The organism is Aromatoleum toluclasticum ATCC 700605, from assembly GCF_000378245.1.
Classification (GTDB): domain Bacteria; phylum Pseudomonadota; class Gammaproteobacteria; order Burkholderiales; family Rhodocyclaceae; genus Aromatoleum; species Aromatoleum toluclasticum.
In genome coordinates this window covers 42,692-56,255 of sequence record NZ_KB899515.1, presented here as the reverse complement: position 1 = coordinate 56,255, position 13,564 = coordinate 42,692, and the positions used below count along the sequence as shown (strand labels likewise).

At 67.0% G+C, this 13,564-nt stretch carries 15 protein-coding genes; all 15 read right to left on the bottom strand.

The genetic code is table 11. From position 1 onward, the window contains the following. Nucleotides 1–365 precede the first annotated feature (365 nt). The 15 genes from F464_RS0126225 to dctP all read right to left on the bottom strand — a co-directional run bounded on the left by F464_RS0126225 (nucleotide 366) and on the right by dctP (nucleotide 13,499). On the bottom strand, nucleotides 366–857 hold the full coding sequence (locus F464_RS0126225) for a hypothetical protein (protein ID WP_018992844.1): 492 nt from the start codon (nucleotides 855–857) through the stop codon (nucleotides 366–368). Next, nucleotides 854–1,354: an SRPBCC family protein gene (locus tag F464_RS0126220; RefSeq protein WP_018992843.1), complete on the bottom strand. Its 501-nt coding sequence runs from the start codon at nucleotides 1,352–1,354 to the stop codon at nucleotides 854–856. Before F464_RS0126220 ends, F464_RS0126225 begins: the two co-directional genes overlap by 4 nt. 12 nt (nucleotides 1,355–1,366) lie before the next feature. Continuing rightward, complete coding sequence (locus F464_RS0126215; protein ID WP_018992842.1) at nucleotides 1,367–1,987, bottom strand: LolA-like protein; 621 nt, start codon at nucleotides 1,985–1,987, stop codon at nucleotides 1,367–1,369. A gap of 109 nt (nucleotides 1,988–2,096) precedes the next feature. Next, nucleotides 2,097–2,369 (bottom strand): hypothetical protein, encoded by a 273-nt coding sequence (locus tag F464_RS0126210; RefSeq protein ID WP_018992841.1) that lies wholly within the window; start codon nucleotides 2,367–2,369, stop codon nucleotides 2,097–2,099. A 139-nt stretch (nucleotides 2,370–2,508) separates the two neighbouring features. Continuing rightward, a complete protein-coding gene (locus F464_RS0126205; RefSeq protein WP_018992840.1) occupies nucleotides 2,509–2,910 on the bottom strand; it encodes a cupredoxin domain-containing protein in 402 nt (133 codons plus the stop codon). Between the two features lie 375 nt (nucleotides 2,911–3,285). After that, nucleotides 3,286–3,999: a class I SAM-dependent methyltransferase gene (locus F464_RS0126200; protein ID WP_018992839.1), complete on the bottom strand. Its 714-nt coding sequence runs from the start codon at nucleotides 3,997–3,999 to the stop codon at nucleotides 3,286–3,288. Further along, nucleotides 3,996–4,799 carry an HpcH/HpaI aldolase/citrate lyase family protein gene (locus F464_RS0126195; RefSeq protein ID WP_018992838.1) on the bottom strand — a complete coding sequence of 268 codons (804 nt, stop codon included), beginning with the start codon at nucleotides 4,797–4,799 and terminating at the stop codon, nucleotides 3,996–3,998. The genes F464_RS0126200 and F464_RS0126195 overlap by 4 nt, the downstream gene beginning before the upstream one ends. A gap of 53 nt (nucleotides 4,800–4,852) precedes the next feature. Further along, nucleotides 4,853–6,058 carry an MFS transporter gene (locus F464_RS0126190; protein ID WP_018992837.1) on the bottom strand — a complete coding sequence of 402 codons (1,206 nt, stop codon included), beginning with the start codon at nucleotides 6,056–6,058 and terminating at the stop codon, nucleotides 4,853–4,855. Continuing rightward, a complete protein-coding gene (locus F464_RS0126185; protein WP_018992836.1) occupies nucleotides 6,055–6,828 on the bottom strand; it encodes a GntR family transcriptional regulator in 774 nt (257 codons plus the stop codon). Before F464_RS0126185 ends, F464_RS0126190 begins: the two co-directional genes overlap by 4 nt. Beyond that, nucleotides 6,825–8,015 carry a CaiB/BaiF CoA transferase family protein gene (locus tag F464_RS0126180; RefSeq protein ID WP_018992835.1) on the bottom strand — a complete coding sequence of 397 codons (1,191 nt, stop codon included), beginning with the start codon at nucleotides 8,013–8,015 and terminating at the stop codon, nucleotides 6,825–6,827. The genes F464_RS0126185 and F464_RS0126180 overlap by 4 nt, the downstream gene beginning before the upstream one ends. Beyond that, a complete protein-coding gene (locus tag F464_RS0126175) occupies nucleotides 8,012–9,163 on the bottom strand; it encodes an acyl-CoA dehydrogenase family protein (protein ID WP_157354215.1) in 1,152 nt (383 codons plus the stop codon). The genes F464_RS0126180 and F464_RS0126175 overlap by 4 nt, the downstream gene beginning before the upstream one ends. 42 nt (nucleotides 9,164–9,205) lie before the next feature. After that, nucleotides 9,206–10,609 (bottom strand): MmgE/PrpD family protein, encoded by a 1,404-nt coding sequence (locus tag F464_RS0126170; protein ID WP_018992833.1) that lies wholly within the window; start codon nucleotides 10,607–10,609, stop codon nucleotides 9,206–9,208. Nucleotides 10,610–10,622: 13 nt separating this feature from the next. Beyond that, nucleotides 10,623–11,894, bottom strand: coding sequence for a TRAP transporter large permease (locus F464_RS0126165; RefSeq protein ID WP_018992832.1), 1,272 nt, complete (start codon nucleotides 11,892–11,894; stop codon nucleotides 10,623–10,625). A gap of 8 nt (nucleotides 11,895–11,902) precedes the next feature. After that, nucleotides 11,903–12,487: a TRAP transporter small permease gene (locus F464_RS0126160; RefSeq protein WP_018992831.1), complete on the bottom strand. Its 585-nt coding sequence runs from the start codon at nucleotides 12,485–12,487 to the stop codon at nucleotides 11,903–11,905. 10 nt (nucleotides 12,488–12,497) lie between these two features. Beyond that, nucleotides 12,498–13,499: a TRAP transporter substrate-binding protein DctP gene (dctP, locus tag F464_RS0126155; protein WP_018992830.1), complete on the bottom strand. Its 1,002-nt coding sequence runs from the start codon at nucleotides 13,497–13,499 to the stop codon at nucleotides 12,498–12,500. Nucleotides 13,500–13,564 lie beyond the last annotated feature (65 nt).

Sequence of the window (13,564 nt, the reverse complement as noted above, 5' to 3'; positions counted from 1 at the left end):
GAAATCATTACTGACTTACATATGAGCACTCAATCTTTGCAACATTAAAACCGCCGAAGCAGTTCCGGTCGCGCCAACCAAGCACCCACACTTATCGGTTGTCCAATTTTTTAAAGAACCGCTGCCGTTTCAGCGAGAAAGAGATTCTGACAAACCTTACCGCTTTCGTCAAGCACCGCAGCAAACTTTTTTAAATCCGCCGCCGCACTACCCACCTCTTTCCTCTCCCCACCGCCACCAACGAATCCGCTGCAGCGCTGAAGAGGCGCGAATTATATAGAGCTCAATCAAGCCGTCAAGCGCTTTAGCGCGGTTCATCGAATTTAGTTCGTTTCGGGCTGCGGCAGTCCGTGGGGCTTCGCTTGTTACCGGCTCCCGGAGACGAATCGCTGCGGGGGCATCCGACGGGCGAGGCAAGCGCCGCTCGCGAACAGGGCGGCGCCGAATACCAGATGCGCGAGGATGGTGACCCATCCGCGGGAAACATCGAACCAGGGAAATACGCAGGTGAAGCCGTGGAGGTTGATCACGTAGATTGCGGCGCCGTAGAGGGCGCCGAAACCGACGGCGGCGGCGAGGTTCAGGGCGCGCGCGAGCGGCCAGGCAATCAGTGCGTAGATGAACGACAGCGCAAAGTGGACGGCGGTTGCCCACGCCATGACGTCCCAGCGCCAGCCGGGCCCCTGCTGCAACACGTCGGCGCCCATGATGATGGCGGCGGTCAGGCGGGCGTCGCGCAGGAGCGTATCGATGACGGGCGTCCCCTCGAACCACCACAGCAGCATCTGGGCAAAGGTGGCGACGGTGCCGGCAAAGATGGCGGCGCAGGCCACCGCAAGAGGGTACGGCGGGATCATGAGGATCGGGTCTCGTGGCAATGCAGGCGGGCGCAGACGTGGCGGGCGAGGCCTACGCCGCCGGCGCGCATGAGGGCATCGTGGTTCCAGCGGAACACGGGACGGGCCAGGGGCGCGAGCACGTTCATCCACAGCGACCTGGTGCAGACGAGCCACTCATAGCGGAGGGTCGTCATTCCGTCGCTGACGGCGAAGTGCCAGCGGCCGACGCCTTCGACTTCGCCCACGACGCGCGCTTCGAGGAGACGATGGCGCTCGACACGGGTGACACAGCTGGTAAAGCGCAGGCGGTAAGGCAGGCGCCCTTTCCAGGTGTATTGCTGGCGTGCGCCGATGCCGTCGGGGTCGCCGGCATCCAGCGCGACGACGGATTCGGCGCCGGCCCACCAGTCGGGCCAGCATTCGGGGTGCGTGATGACGTCCCAGACAGTCTCGATGGGCGCATCGAGCTGCCAGAGCGTCGTCAGGTGGTATTGGTTGCTGGCCGGCGGTCGCATGATTGCTCGCTGTCAGGGAGTGAAGAGACGCTCCGGGAAGGCAGGGTCGAGCTCGGCATCGCTCATGTCGACCGATTCGATGAGATCCAGCGCCGCGTCGTAGCTTTGCACCTTCAGGGGAAAGAGGGTCTCCTGTTCGAACCAGACGCGGTAGCGATGCACGCCGTCGACGTGGGCGCTCCCCGCTCCGGTGATTTCGACGAAGTGCGCGGGGCGGCGGGCGACTTCGGCGTCGGCCGGCGCGCCGGCTCCGCCCCTTGAGCGCAGTTCGACGAGTTTTGCGAGCAGCGATCCGACATCGGAGCGATCGACGCTGTGCCCCCCGGCGCTGCGGATCAGGGGGTTGTCGGGGGCAAGGTTGAGGACGGGGAAGTGCCCGGAGCCGAACGGCCGGAGGTGCACGCGGCGTGCGGCGGGATCATAGACGAGCGCCGCGCCGCGATGGGGTTCGACGAAGACCAGGCGTATCCAGCCAGGTTTGCGGTAGGCGTAGACGATCACTTGCCGCTGGCCGTCGGCCGCGAGAGAACGGAGGGTGACGCGGTAGCCTTCGAGCGCACGAAAGCGTTCCTGTGAGTCGTGCAGGAGATCCGCTGCAGCCGGACCGGCCGCACTCAGGGCCAGGGAGAGCATCAGCCAACGCACGTCGCATGCCCGCAGGTCATGATGGCACCGCCCCTAAATCGGGGTATGGCCCGGGGCTTAGGGGCAGGATCACGCCTCGGAGCTCCGGGGCCGGTTCTCAGAATGTCGAACAATGGAAGAATCCGCGATGACCGATGCAGGTGGTGGATGTGGGCATCCGGCTGTAACGCTCATAGCGCTCCTGCGCATTGAGCCGCAGGATGCAGTCTCGCCACGGGTCGGTCTCCTGCTTGTAGCCGAGTCGTTCGCAGGCCGGCCCATACACGGTGATCATCTGTTCGACCTCGCGTTCGACCTGGGCAGCACGCTCGGCGGGGGTGGCGCAGGACGCAAGCAGTGCGGCGAGCGCAAGCAGGAGGGCGGTACGCATCTCTGACTCCGGAGTTGTCGAGGGGGATGGACGCTTATTCGCGACCTTGTCTATTAGAGTGAAACCGACACATGGTGGTTTCCGGGTCGGTCGGGGCCACGCCCGGCGTGGTCCGACGCGGGCGGTGGAGACGGTGGGGCTAGTTGCGGATTTCGAGCGTGCCGGACATGCCGCGTTCGCGATGGCTCTTGAACATGAGGAGGCGGTTCGGACAGCTGAATGCATACTGCCCCGGCGGCAGCTCGATCTGAACCGTCTTCGGTTTCGTGGCGAGCTCGATATCGGCGACCGGTTTACCGTCCGGGCCGTCGAGCACGAAGCGGTGCGGAACGATGCCCTCCTCCATGCTGACGATGAGATGAAGCGGCCGGCCGGCCTTGGCGAGGATGCGATCGGGCCGGAAGAAGTAGCTCCCGCCGACGATGGTGACGCGCTGGACGCCATCGGTGTCGATGGCGGCCGGGACGGGCTGGTCCTGTGCGGGAAGGTTCGGCATCCAGGCGAGGGACAGTGCGATGCAGCCCGCTGTGGCGCAGCGCATGGCAAAAACGCGGGGAGTGATTGCTGAGGCAGGCTGCACACGAATCGTTCCAGGGGCGCCGGGGATTTTCTTCGGGCAGGTTTTGTTCTTCAGTCCGCTGCTCGAACGAGCGTGGCAAGCGGAGTGCCGGGGCCGCGTAGGGGGAACCGCTTCAGCAGGCGGACCATGCCGCTTCAACGTCTTCCCGGCTGCTCTCGCGACTGTGACGTCCGCGGCGCGCAACCTCGGCCCCACGGCACCGGCGTGTACGTTGACTGCGGGATCGAAAAAAATATCCCGGCCGCCGACACGTTGTTCGGGCGGCCGGGGAAGGTTCGGCGACCTCGCGGGAGAGGGAGGGAAGATGGGTCGCCGAAGAGACAGCCGCCGGTCGCTTCAGTCGACCCGGCGCAGGCGGTTGACGCGCATCGGACGCGCGAAGCGGACGGCGCCGGTACCCGCCGACTGAACGAAGCGATGGCGAACGCGTTCGATGCGGTCCGGATCGAGATCGAATCGGGAATGGGTGACGTGCATCATGCGCGCCTCGAAGTCCGCGAAATCGCGGAAGGCGATCGGGGCGACGAAGTGCAGTTCCTCGACCTGCGCGAAGATGCCGGCCCGGGTAGCGCGCTGCGTCGCGGCGAGGGCTGCGGCGCGGACTTCTTCCTCGTCGTGGAAGAGGCGCATGATTTCGTTGAATTCGCCGGCGAAGACGGGTTCGGAGACGTAGAGTTCGCCGCCGGGGCGCAGTACCCGGCGGATCTCGGCGAGCGCGCGGTCCATGAGGCCAACCGGGACGTGGTGCAGCGACTTGAACATGGTCACGAGGTCGAAGGTGGCGTCGGGATGGGCGATGGCTTCGGCGCCGCCGTGCTCGAAGCGAAGGCCGGGGATGGGCGCGGCGGCGAGGTTTGCGGCGTGCTGAACCGTGTCGGCTTCCATCGCGACGACCCGCTCCGCCCCGCCCTCGTTCAATATGCGGCGACTCATGTCGGCCGTGCCGCAACCGAGGTCGAGCACGCGGGCGCCCACCAGCGGGAACATGCGCACGAGTAGCGCGAACTCGTCGGCGATCAGTTCGGGTGGCGCGGACACGGGGGCATTCATGCTGTCACCCGCTCCAGGATCTTGCGTGCGCGTTCGATCACCGGGCGGTCGATGAGTTTGCCGTCGAGCGTGATGACCCCGACTCCGGCTGCGGCGTCCACCGCGGCCATGATCGCGCGGGCGTGGGTGACTTCGGCCTCGGCGGGCATGAAGCCGTGGTTCACGGGAACGACCTGTTTCGGGTGGATGCACAGTTTGGCGCCGAAGCCGAGCTGGCGCGCACGGCGGGTGTCGGCCTGCAGTTGTCCGGCGTCGTGGATTGCAACGGTGACGCCGTCGACCGGGGCATCGATGCGGGCGATCGCGGAGGCGAGGACGAGGCGCGAGCGCGCGTAGAGGAGTTCCTCGCCATCGCCGAGGATGCCGCAGTCGAGCTGGAAATCGACGGAGCCGAAGGCGAGCCGCTCGACGCCGGGGGCGCCGGCGAGTTCGAGCGCGTTCCACAGACCGAGCGCCGTTTCGACGATGGGAACGATGCGCACGCCCGGGCGCAGCCGGGAGGCGAGGCGCTGCAGCTGGTCGGCGCGCTCGGCCTTGGGCAGCACGACGTTGACGACGCCGGACAGGTCGAGCAGCGCGCAGTCGTCGTCGAACCATTCGGTGTCGGTCCCGTTCAGGCGCACGCAGGCTCGCCCCCCGGCCGCAAGCCAGGCCCGGACTGCCTCGCGGGCAGCGGCCTTGCGCTCGGGCGTTACCGCGTCCTCGAGGTCGATGATCACTGCGTCGGCGCCGGCGGCGCAGGCCTTGTCGAAGCGCTCGGCACGGTCGCCGGGGACGAAGAGGTAGGAACGGGGGGACATGCCGGTGTCTCCTTTGTGATTATCGCGAGTCGGGGTCGAGTGGATATAGGGAATCAGGCGGTTTCGGTGCATTCGGCCGGGCGGCGCGCCTGTGTCAGAACCAGCAGGAGGCCGATGGCGAGGATCACGCTGCCGATCGCGGCGTAGCCGGCCGCAAAGGATCCGGTCGCGCCGACCAGGGCAGCAAACGCCGGTGGTCCGGCGACGACCCCGAAGTAGGTGAAGAACAAGGTGCCGCCGGTGAGTGCGCCGGCCTGCCCGACCGGGGCGAGGCGCGCGACTTCGGCGAGGTAGACGCCGTTCCAGCCTATCGCGGTGGCGCCGAAGGCCATGCTGACGGCGATGACTGCGACGAGCGGCCAGTGCGGATCGAAGGCGGCGGTGAGGAGCGACGATGCGGCCATCGCCAGTGCGAGCAGGCTCAGCAGGCGACGCGGCGCGATCCAGCGGTCGGCGACGAGCCCCCACACGAGGCGTCCGCCGATGCCGGCGCCCTGGGTCGCTGCGAGCACAAGGCCGGCGGTGACGAGCGGCATGCCGTAGGCGGCCGTCAGGTAGGTGACGAGATAGGTCGTCAGGCACAGTTGCATCGCACCGAAGAAGAAGGTGCAGATTGCGAGGTCGCGGATGCGCGGATAGGCGAACACCATCGCGAGGGGCTTGAACACGCCGGCGAGCGAGATGCGGCGCGCGGGGTCGCGGTCTGCGTCGAAGCCCGCGCGCGTCGGCTGTGCGAGCAGTGCCATCGCTGCACAGGCGGCACAGACTGCGAAGGCGGCGCCGCGCCAGCCCCACAACATCACGAAGCTCGGTACCAGCGCGCCCGCAAGGGCACCGCCGAGCGGCACGCCCGTCTGCTTGAGCGAGAACATGAAACCCATCAGATGCGCGGGCGTCGTGCGCGCGAGGATGTGAGAGCTCGCGGGCGTCACGGGGCCGTAGCCGAGGCCGATCAGCAGCGCGCTGACGGCCATGAGCCCGGGGGATCCGACGGCCGCCAGCCCCACACCGGCACCGCACAGGACGAGGCATACTTGGCTGACGCGGATCGCGCCGTAGCGCACGACGAGGTTGCCGCTGGCGAGGCTGGAGAGCATCGCGCCGACGTAGATCAGGGCGACGAACACGCCAACCAGCGTGGCGGGGATGCCGAGTTCGGCGCCGGCCTCGGGGGCGAGCACCGGCGCCGTGAGCGCGGCCATGGAGACGAGCGCTTGCACGGCAAGGGTTGCCGCGAGCGGGATGACGACGGCCTTCACCGGCCCTTGCCTCCGTTCTGGAGTTCGAGGCGTTGTGTCGACGAATAGCTGAAGCGCTCGCCGGGGTGAAGACTGACGCCGACTTCGAGCAGTTCGTCGTTGGGGGCGAAATACTTGCGCACGACCTGCAGGCCGGCCGAGCCGGGTTCGACATGCAGCCGCGCGGCGTCCGTGGTGCCGATATTGACCGCGCGCACCTGCTGGCGCACCTCTACGACGCGCAGGCCGTAGCGCTTTTCGATCAACGAGTAGATGGGGACCTGTTCGTCGCCGAGATCCTCGACGATGCCGCGGTAGGCGCGCGCGATATAGACGTCGGTGCGCGCGATCGGCACCGTCTCGTCGGCGACGTAGCGCAGGCCCTCGACGTGCAGCCAGGCCTGCCCGCGTTTGCATTCGAGGAGTTCGGCGAGTTCTTCGTCGGCGATCACGTCGCCGTGGCCGGAGACTGCGAGGCGCACATCGCGGACGAATTTGTAGAGGTCCTCTATGCCATCGCTCGACTGCGTGTAGCGCGAGGCGATCTGGGTCGCCTTGACGCGCGTGCCCACCCCCGGCTGCCGGCTGATCAGCCCCAGGTCGCTCAGTCGCCGGATGGCCTCGCGCACGGTGTGCCGGCTGACGTTGAACTGCTGGCACAGTTCGATCTCGGTCGGCAGCAGGCCGTCGAGCGGATAACGCCCGGACACGATGTCGTCCATCAATGCCTGCGCGAGCACGACATAGCGGGGCTGACCGGAGGCCAGCAGCTGCGGGGGTTGGGGGTTCATATCACCTGATTCCTGCTCAAGTTCGCGATCCATTGGTCATCGTCCCTGATGCTGCCGAGGACGGCGAGTGTATCCGCTCCGAGCCGGGGCGCGGGACGTCTGGGGAGCTCCTCGCCGGGGCAGCGGATCGGGCAGGCGACGGTGCGGATGGTGCCGCGCGCGGGGTGCGGGACATCTACGACGAGGCCCTGCTCGCGCGCGAACGGATTGTCGAGCGCCTGGGCGATGTCGTTGACCGGGGCGGCGGGCACGCTGCCGCCGAAGCGCTGCATCCAGTCGGCAGTTGTGGCCGTCATCAGCACGGCGTCCAGCATCTCGGTGAGTTCGTCGCGGTGCGCGAGGCGCGCGGCGAAGTTCTCGAAACGCGGATCGGTCGCCCATTCGGGCCGGCCGATCAGTTCGCACAGCACGCCGAAGAATTTCTCCTTGTTGCACATGATGAAGATCCAGCCGTCCTGCGTACGGTAGAGCTGGCTGGGCGTAAGCGAGGGGTGGGCGGAGCGCGGCGCGCGGCCGGTGACCACGCCTTCGTTGAGGTACCAGGTGGCGAGGTAGCTGAGGTTGTGCATGGCGACGTCGAAGAGGCTGACGTCGACATCGCGCCCCACGCCGCTCGCGCGGGCGCCGACGATGGCCGACACGAGGCCCAGCGCGGACATGGTGCCGGTCATCATGTCGATGATGGAGATGCCGAAGCGCGCCGGCGGGCCGTCGGGTTCGCCGGTGACGGAGAGGTAGCCGGCTTCGGCCTGCATCAGGTAGTCGTAGCCGGGCCACTTCGCGCGCTCGCCCGTGCGGCCGTAGGCGGAGAGGTGGCCGCAGACGATCTTCGGGTTGTATTCCTTCAGGTGCTCGTAGGTGAGGCCGAGCTTTGCAGGGATGTCGCCGCGCAGGTTGTCGAACACGGCGTCGGCGGTCTTCACGAGCTCATGCAGCACTTCCTGCCCTTCGGGCTTCTTCAGGTCGAGCGTGATGCTCTTTTTGTTGCGGTTGAAGGACTGGTGGAAGTGGCTGTCGCCCTTGTCGAAGAAATAGGGGCCGACGCTGCGGCCGACGTCGCCGCCGTCGCCCGGGTTCTCGACCTTGATGACCTCGGCGCCGAGGTCCGCCAGATGTTGCGTGCCGAAGGGACCCGCGCCGTACTGTTCGACGGCGATGATGCGCACGCCTGCAAGGGGGAGACTCATGCCGGGTTCCTCTCGATGAGTTGCTTGGCGATGATGATGCGCTGCAGTTCGTTGGTGCCTTCGCCGATGGTCAGCAGCGGCGCGTCGCGGTACAGGCGCTCGATGTTGTATTCCTTGGAGTAGCCATAGCCGCCGTGGATGCGCATCGCATCCATCGCGTTGGTCACCGCCGATTCGGTGGCGAAGTACTTGGCCATGCCGGCTTCCATGTCGCAGCGGCGGCCTTCGTCGTAGGCCCTGGCGGCCGATTCGACCAGGAGGCGCGAGGCTTCGACGCGGGTCGCCATCTCGCCGAGCATGAGCTGGATGGCCTGGTGCTCGCAGATCGGCTTGCCGAAGGTCTTGCGCACCTGCGAGTAGCTGGTCGCCTCCTTCAGCGCGGCGCTGGCGACGCCGACGCCGCGCGCGGCGACGTTGATGCGGCCCAGCTCGAGGCCCGACAGCACCTGCTTGAGGCCGACGCCTTCGACGCCGCCGATGAGGCGGTCGACCGGCACGCGGTAGTCCTCGAACACCAGCTCGCAGGTGTCAATGCCGCGGTAGCCGAGCTTTTCGAGCTTGCGGGCGACCTTGAAGCCGGGGCCCTTCTCGGCGATCAGCAGGCTCATGCCCTTGTGGCGCGGCTGGGCGGCGGGGTCGGTCTTCACCAGCAGCGCGATGGTGTTGCCGTACATGCTGTTGGTGATCCAGGTCTTGGTGCCATTGACGACGTAGTGGTCGCCGTCGCGCTTCGCGACCGTGCGGATGGCCTGCAGGTCGGTGCCGGCGTCGGGCTCGGTGAGGCCGATGCCGCCGCGCAGCTCGCCGGTGGCGAACTTGGGCAGGTAGTACGCCTTTTGTTCGGGCGTGCCGTGGCGCTGCACCGCGGCGGCCATGATGAGGTGCGAGTTGATGATGCCGGACAGCGACATCCAGGTCTCGGAGATGCGCGCGACGATCTTCGCGTAGGTGGAGGTCGAGAGGCCCAGGCCGCCGTAGTCGGTGTCGATGATGCAGCCGAAGAGGCCCAGCTCCTTCATCTTCTCGACGATCTCAGCCGGGTAGATGTCGTCGTGCTCGAGCTGATGCACGTGCTGCTTCACTTCGGTCTCGAGGAAGCGGTCGAGCGAATCGAGGATCAGCTGTTCCTCTTCAAGATGCGTAGCCATGTTCATGTCTTGGTCTCTGTGTTCGTCGGTCGGGGTCGGGGGTCAGGCCTGTGCGGCGAGCGCGTCGGAGAAGGCGCCGGCGGGCATTTCGTCGAGCGCGAGCACGGTGTCGCGGATCTGGCGTGCGCGCTGCGGCGACACGGCGAGGCAGGCGTTCTCCATGTACTTGTCGACGACTTCCTCGTTGGTGATCGGGCGGTCGGCGGCGCCGCGGTTGACGTGCTCGCGGTGCGTGAATTCGCGCCCGTCGCGCAGCGTGACGATGACTTCGCCGGAGTAGTACCTGGGGAAGGCCGAGTTCGGGTCGACCTCGTAGGCGACCTTGCCGGCGACTGCCAGCACGGCGGGATCTGCGAGCGCGCCGTCCTCCAGCTCGCCCAGGCCGAAGCGCCCGCGCACGAGGCCTGAGGCCACCGCATACGGGATGCTGAACTGGGCGTCGTAGCTGTTCTGCGGCTTCTGCTTGTTGACGACCGGCTCGCACACGGTCTTGACGACCTCGGCAGGGATCAGCGCCCTCACCTTCTCGATGTCCTCGGGGCGGAAGGTGTGCGCGCGGGCGATCGCCATCGCCGAATCGGCGCAGGAGTGCGTGAAGTGGCAGGCGGGCAGCGGCTTGACCGCAACCTGGGCGACCTCCCAGGCTTCGCCGAGACCTTCGGTGGCGAGCACGTAGTCGCAGTTCTCGGCGAGCGCGCCGAGGTGGCTGTTGTAGAGGCCGAAGCGCCCTTCGTAGGCCGCTTTCGGGCCGACGAAACCGTGCTTCGCGAGCGTGGCCGCAGTGATGCCGGCGACCCCAGCCCAGCCGGGGTGCATGCGCTTGGTCCACGCGCCGTCCTGCAGGAACTCGAGGCTGCCGGAGGCGACCGAGAGCGCGATGCCCTGCGCCATCGCGAGCTGATCGGCGTTCATGCCGTGCAGGCGGCCGGCGATCAGCGCGCAGGCGAAGGTGCCGATGAGGCCGGTCGGGTGGAAGCCGGTCTGGTGGAAGCCGCCCTTCGCGACCGAGCCGAGACGGGTCGCGACTTCCATGCCGACGATGTAGGCGGCGAGGAGTTCGCGGCCGGTGAGGCCCGCTTGCGCGGCCACGCCCAGCGCCGTCGGAAAGCAGCTCGCGGTGGCGTGGATGACGCCGCGGGCGTGGGTGTCGTCGTAGTCCAGGCCATGCACGAGGATGCCGTTCATCAGCACCGCGTCGCGCAGCGTGAGCTTGGCTGAGAGGCCGATGACGTCGGCGTCGCCGCGGCCGAACTCGGACACGGCCGACAGCGAGCGGTGGGCGAAGTCGTAACGGGTCGAGGCGTGGGCGATGCCGACGGCGTCGAGGATCAGGTACTTCGCGCGTTCGCGCACCTCGGCGGGGATGGCATCGTAGTCGAGATCGGCGGCGAATTTTGCGAGGATCGGCGCGATCAGCGCGTCGGCGGGGGATTTAGGAGCATTCATCGGGGGTTCTTCCTCAATCGACAAGGAACAAAGAGATCTGCGGGATGTAGGAGACGAGCATCAGGCCCACAAGGCGCACGCCGTAGAAGGGCAGCACGCCGCGGGCGACTTCATGCACGGGCAGCCTGGTGATGCCGCTCATGACAAACAGGTTGAGGCCGATCGGCGGGGTCAGCGTTGCGATCTCGACGTTGGCGACCATGATCACGGCGAAGTGGATCGGGTTGATGCCCAGCGCGGTGGCAACCGGGAACAGCAGCGGCGCGGTCAGCACGATCATCGCGACGCCGTCGAGGAACATGCCCAGGATCAGCAGCACGACGTTCGCGAGCAGCAGGAACTGCCACGGGCTCATGTCCATCGCGGTGATCGCGGCGACGAGCTGGGCCGAGACGCCCATGCGCGCCAGCACGAAGCCGATCAGGCTCCCGCCCATGACGACCGCGAAGATCATGGTCGTCTGCAGCAGCGAGTCCTTCGCGACCTGCCACACGCCGCCCAGCGTGACACTGCGGTAGACCAGCACGCACAGCAGCACGGCATAGGCGGCGGCGAAGGCGGAGACTTCGGTCGGGGTCAGGTAGCCCGTGTAGATGGCGCCGAGGATCAGCACCGGCATCATCAGCGCCGCGCCCGCTCCCGGAAGGCGGCGCGAGAAGCCGCTCCAGTCCGGACTCTGCGCGCTGGCACCGAAGTTGTAGCGACGCGAAATGACCACCACCGCGATCATCAGCAGGGTCGCTTCCATCAGGCCCGGTAGCACGCCGGCGATGAAGAGCTTGTCCACCGGCAGGCCGACGATGGAGCCGATCAGGATGAAGCCGAGCGAGGGCGGGATCATCAGGCCGAGGGTGCCGCCGACCGCGACGATGCCGGCAGAGAAGCGCGCGGGGTACTTCTCGCGCTTGAGGCCATCGACGGTGGAGGCGCCGATCGCCGCCGCCGAGCCGACGCTGGAGCCGGACACCGCGGCGAAGAACACGCTGGCGATCATGACCGTCAGCGCGAGTCCGCCCTTCACGGCGCGCACCAGGCTGCCGACGAGGTCGATCATCAGGCTCGCGATGTTGCCGCGCATCATCAGGTTGCCGGCGAGCACGAACATCGGGATCGCCATCAGCGGGTAGCTGTTGACCGACTTGAAGGCCGTCTGCGCGATCACCGTGGTGGGCACGCCGTCGAGCATCAGGATCAGGCCCGTGCTGACCAGCCCGAGCGCGACGGCGACATGCGTGCCGACGGCGAGCAGGACCAGCATCAGCACGAGGGAAGTTGCGATGAGCATGATGTCTCCTAGAGTTCGGAGCCGGTCGGGCCGTGCGAGGATGCGTAGGGATCCTCGCCGCGCAGCGCGCGCACGAGACAGCGGAGGTAGTAGCCGAGCAGCAGCAGCGCGCCGAGGGGCATGGCGAGGAACAGGATCCACACCGGCAGGTCCAGGTTCGATTCGGTCATCATCCCCATCGTGTAGTAGCGCTGGACCTGCGGCAGCGAGGCGTAGAAGAGCCCCACGCCGAAGCCGATGCCGACGAGGCTGGCGACGACGTGCATGGCCTTGCGGATGCCCGCCGGCATGTGGTCGACCAGCAACTCGGTGCGGATGTGGTTGCCCGCGGTGCCGGCCGCCCCCAGCGTCAGGAAGAAGGCCCACACCATCAGGTAACGCACCGACTCCTCGGCCCAGAAATAGCTTTCGTCGAACAGCGAACGGCTGCCGCCTTCGATCAGCATGATCGCGGTCGAGGCGAGGAACATCAGCGTCGCAAAGCTCAGCAGCGGGCCGGATTCGAACCACTGCCACCAGCTCCGGCGCGGCTCCGTCACGCGCCCCTGCGGGGCAATCGTCGGCGCGGGCGCCGGGATGGACTCGTGTTTCATGGCTGCAGCCTCAATTGCCATAGCCGCACCGCTTCTCGAGCTCACCGAGCTTCTGGATCGCCTCCGGATACTTGTCGGTGAACACCTTCTCGTTGCTCTTGGCGAGCGCGCGCCAGCGCTTCGCTTCCTCGGGCGTTGCGGTGCGGAACACGGCACCCTGGGCGACCATCTTGTCGACGAGTTGCTTGTCCTCGGCGGTAACTTCCTTCCACTGGCGCGGCGTGATCTCCTTGATCGTATCGGTGATGGCCTTGCGTTGCGCTTCCGGCAGACCGTCGATCCAGCCCTTGTCGACGACGATCGCGTAAGTCGTCAGCGAGAAGCCGGGGACGTACCACGCGTACTTTCCGGTCATGCCTATCATCTCCGCCCAGCCGGCCGGCGAGGTATACACGCCGTCGATCGCCCCTTGCGCGAGCGCGGTGCTCATCTCCGAGGCGGCCATCGACACCGGGCTGGTGTTGAGGCTCTTCATCGTCTCCTGGAACACCTTGCCGCCGGTAACGCGGATCTTCGCGCCCTTCAGGTCCTCCATCTTCTGCACGTCGCGGTTGCGGAACACGAAGAACAGGTCGGCGGTGCGCAGGAAGCCGAGGATCTTCAGGTTGCGGGGCTCGACATACGACGACATCAAGGTCGTGAGCCCGTCGGAAAAGCACTGGTTCGTCATCATGTCGTCGCTGACCGCGAACGGCAGATTGACGATGCCGGTGCGCGGTTCGATCGATTCGACGCGCACCGCGACCGGCCACACCATGTGCACGGCGCCGGTGCCCAGCGCCGCGAGGGCGTCCTGGTCGTTATAGAGCTGCCCCGCGGGGAAGACCTTCACGTTGAGTGCGCCGTTGGTGCGCTTGGCGACGCCCTCGGCAAACTGGTTCATGTACTTGGTCTTCCAGTGGGTCGCGGCGACCTCGCTGGGCAGGACCAGATCGGCGGCCGATGCGCCGCCCGCGTGCGCCATCACGCACAGGGAAGCGATCGCACTTGCGGCAAGACGCTTGAATGTCATCACGGAAGGTCTCCTCTCGGTTGTGTCGGGGCGGTGTCGCCCGCTTTGTGTTTGCGTTGCGCGGC

Bases quoted from the DNA above. Each gene is read 5' to 3' on its own strand.
- F464_RS0126225 (WP_018992844.1), bottom strand. From the start codon at position 857: ATGATCCCGCCGTACCCTCTTGCGGTGGCCTGCGCCGCCATCTTTGCC.
- F464_RS0126220 (WP_018992843.1), bottom strand. From the start codon at position 1,354: ATGCGACCGCCGGCCAGCAACCAATACCACCTGACGACGCTCTGGCAG.
- F464_RS0126215 (WP_018992842.1), bottom strand. From the start codon at position 1,987: ATGCTCTCCCTGGCCCTGAGTGCGGCCGGTCCGGCTGCAGCGGATCTC.
- F464_RS0126210 (WP_018992841.1), bottom strand. From the start codon at position 2,369: ATGCGTACCGCCCTCCTGCTTGCGCTCGCCGCACTGCTTGCGTCCTGC.
- F464_RS0126205 (WP_018992840.1), bottom strand. From the start codon at position 2,910: ATGCGCTGCGCCACAGCGGGCTGCATCGCACTGTCCCTCGCCTGGATG.
- F464_RS0126200 (WP_018992839.1), bottom strand. From the start codon at position 3,999: ATGAATGCCCCCGTGTCCGCGCCACCCGAACTGATCGCCGACGAGTTC.
- F464_RS0126195 (WP_018992838.1), bottom strand. From the start codon at position 4,799: ATGTCCCCCCGTTCCTACCTCTTCGTCCCCGGCGACCGTGCCGAGCGC.
- F464_RS0126185 (WP_018992836.1), bottom strand. From the start codon at position 6,828: ATGAACCCCCAACCCCCGCAGCTGCTGGCCTCCGGTCAGCCCCGCTAT.
- F464_RS0126180 (WP_018992835.1), bottom strand. From the start codon at position 8,015: ATGAGTCTCCCCCTTGCAGGCGTGCGCATCATCGCCGTCGAACAGTAC.
- F464_RS0126175 (WP_157354215.1), bottom strand. From the start codon at position 9,163: ATGGCTACGCATCTTGAAGAGGAACAGCTGATCCTCGATTCGCTCGAC.
- F464_RS0126170 (WP_018992833.1), bottom strand. From the start codon at position 10,609: ATGAATGCTCCTAAATCCCCCGCCGACGCGCTGATCGCGCCGATCCTC.
- F464_RS0126165 (WP_018992832.1), bottom strand. From the start codon at position 11,894: ATGCTCATCGCAACTTCCCTCGTGCTGATGCTGGTCCTGCTCGCCGTC.
- F464_RS0126160 (WP_018992831.1), bottom strand. From the start codon at position 12,487: ATGAAACACGAGTCCATCCCGGCGCCCGCGCCGACGATTGCCCCGCAG.
- dctP (WP_018992830.1), bottom strand. From the start codon at position 13,499: ATGACATTCAAGCGTCTTGCCGCAAGTGCGATCGCTTCCCTGTGCGTG.